This window comes from Shimia litoralis (assembly GCF_005518135.1).
Taxonomy (GTDB): Bacteria; Pseudomonadota; Alphaproteobacteria; order Rhodobacterales; family Rhodobacteraceae; genus Shimia_E; species Shimia_E litoralis.
In genome coordinates this window covers 1-2,500 of the sequence record NZ_SULI01000045.1, presented here as the reverse complement: position 1 = coordinate 2,500, position 2,500 = coordinate 1, and the positions used below count along the sequence as shown (strand labels likewise).

The window sequence follows — 2,500 nt, the reverse complement described above, 5'->3', positions numbered from 1 at the left end:
GGTAAGGTAACACTTACTGGAGGACCGAACCCACATCTGTTGAAAAAGATCGGGATGAGCTGTGCCTAGGGGTGAAAGGCCAATCAAACTCGGAGATAGCTGGTTCTCTGCGAAATCTATTTAGGTAGAGCGTCATCCGAATACCCTCGGGGGTAGAGCACTGGATGGGTAATGGGACCCCACAGGTTTACTGATCCTAACCAAACTCCGAATACCGAGGAGTACTAGATGGCAGACACACAGCGAATGCTAACGTCCGTTGTGGAGAGGGAAACAACCCTAACCTACAGCTAAGGCCCCTAATTCATGGCTAAGTGGGAAAGCAGGTGGGACGACCAAAACAACCAGGAGGTTGGCTTAGAAGCAGCCATCCTTTAAAGATAGCGTAACAGCTCACTGGTCTAATTAAGTTGTCCTGCGGCGAAGATGTAACGGGGCTCAAGCCATGAGCCGAAGCTTAGGATGCATTTATTGCATGGTAGCAGAGCGTAGTGTGACATAGTTCCTGTCCTCTTTAGCAGTCTTCGGACTGCCTTGGAGGATAAGGAGCTTTCAGTGAAGCCGGCGCGTGAGCGATCCGGTGGAGAGATCACTAGTGAGAATGATGACATGAGTAGCGACAAAGAGTGTGAGAGACACTCTCGCCGAAAATCCAAGGGTTCCTGCTTAAAGCTAATCTGAGCAGGGTAAGCCGACCCCTAAGGCGAGGCCGAAAGGCGTAGTCGATGGGAACCAGGTTAATATTCCTGGGCCAGGAGGATGTGACGGATCACAGAGATTGTTTCCCCTTATTGGATTGGGGAGGCCGTTGAGTGGTTCCTGGAAATAGCCCTCCGTGAGATCGTACCCTAAACCGACACAGGTGGATAGGTAGAGAATACCAAGGCGCTTGAGAGAACTATGTTGAAGGAACTCGGCAAAATACCTCCGTAAGTTCGCGAGAAGGAGGCCCAGTTTCTACGCAAGTATTGACTGGGGGCACAAACCAGGGGGTGGCGACTGTTTACTAAAAACACAGGGCTCTGCGAAGTCGCAAGACGACGTATAGGGTCTGACGCCTGCCCGGTGCCTGAAGGTTAAAAGGAGGGGTGAGAGCTCTGAATTGAAGCCCAGGTAAACGGCGGCCGTAACTATAACGGTCCTAAGGTAGCGAAATTCCTTGTCGGGTAAGTTCCGACCTGCACGAATGGCGTAACGACTTCCCCGCTGTCTCCAACATAGACTCAGCGAAATTGAATTGCCTGTCAAGATGCAGGCTTCCCGCGGTTAGACGGAAAGACCCCGTGCACCTTTACTACAGCTTCACATTGGCATTAGGCCGAGCATGTGCAGGATAGGTGGTGGGCTTTGAAGCGATGACGCCAGTCATCGTGGAGCCTCCCTTGAGATACCACCCTTGCTCTGCTTGATGTCTAACCGCGGTCCATTATCTGGATCCGGGACCCTGTGTGGCGGGTAGTTTGACTGGGGCGGTCGCCTCCTAAAGCGTAACGGAGGCGCGCGAAGGTTGGCTCAGAGCGGTCGGAAATCGCTCGTTGAGTGCAATGGCAGAAGCCAGCCTGACTGCGAGACTGACAAGTCGAGCAGAGTCGAAAGACGGCCATAGTGATCCGGTGGTCCCGAGTGGAAGGGCCATCGCTCAACGGATAAAAGGTACGCCGGGGATAACAGGCTGATACTGCCCAAGAGTCCATATCGACGGCAGTGTTTGGCACCTCGATGTCGGCTCATCTCATCCTGGGGCTGGAGCAGGTCCCAAGGGTACGGCTGTTCGCCGTTTAAAGAGGTACGTGAGCTGGGTTTAGAACGTCGTGAGACAGTTCGGTCCCTATCTGCCGTGGGTGTAGGATACTTGAGAGGAGTTGCCCCTAGTACGAGAGGACCGGGGTGAACGATCCACTGGTGTACCAGTTGTTCCGCCAGGAGCAGTGCTGGGTAGCTATGATCGGACAGGATAACCGCTGAAGGCATCTAAGCGGGAAGCCCCCCTCAAAACAAGGTATCCCTGAGGGCCGAGGTAGACCACCTCGTCGATAGGCCAGAGATGTAAGCGCAGCAATGCGTTCAGTTGACTGGTACTAATTGCCCGATAGGCTTGATTTGATCCAGTAATAGCCAGACTAGGCTATGAAAAATAAATCAAAAGCATACACGAACACACAAGTTCAGCGTATAAGACTTGGACAACAACCAGACCTGAGCTATTTACTCGGTTTGGTGATCATAGCGCGAGTGAAACACCCGGTCCCATCCCGAACCCGGCAGTTAAGCACCGTAGCGCCGATGGTACTGCATCTTAAGGTGTGGGAGAGTAGGTCATCGCCAAACCTAGTAAATAGCTCAAGTCTGTATCTCTCAAAACGATGAAAATTACCCCAAATAAATCAAAACATTTGGGGCAAGCGCAAAGTGCGCCTATTGGCGCGGGATGGAGCAGCCCGGTAGCTCGTCAGGCTCATAACCTGAAGGTCGTAGGTTCAAATCCTACTCCCGCAACCAA

Annotated in this window: 1 tRNA gene and 2 rRNA genes (1 of these 3 cut by a window edge); all 3 read left to right on the top strand. The window is 52.6% G+C overall.

Annotation, left to right across the window (positions count from 1 at the left end):
- Positions 1 to 2,103 (top strand): 23S ribosomal RNA (locus FAP39_RS17090); it begins 731 nt to the left of the window's first position.
- Positions 2,104 to 2,213: 110 nt separating this feature from the next.
- Positions 2,214 to 2,328, top strand: a 5S ribosomal RNA gene (gene rrf / locus FAP39_RS17085).
- Positions 2,329 to 2,422: 94 nt separating this feature from the next.
- Positions 2,423 to 2,499: transfer RNA gene (locus tag FAP39_RS17080), tRNA-Met, on the top strand.
- The last annotated feature ends 1 nt before the right edge of the window (position 2,500 follow it).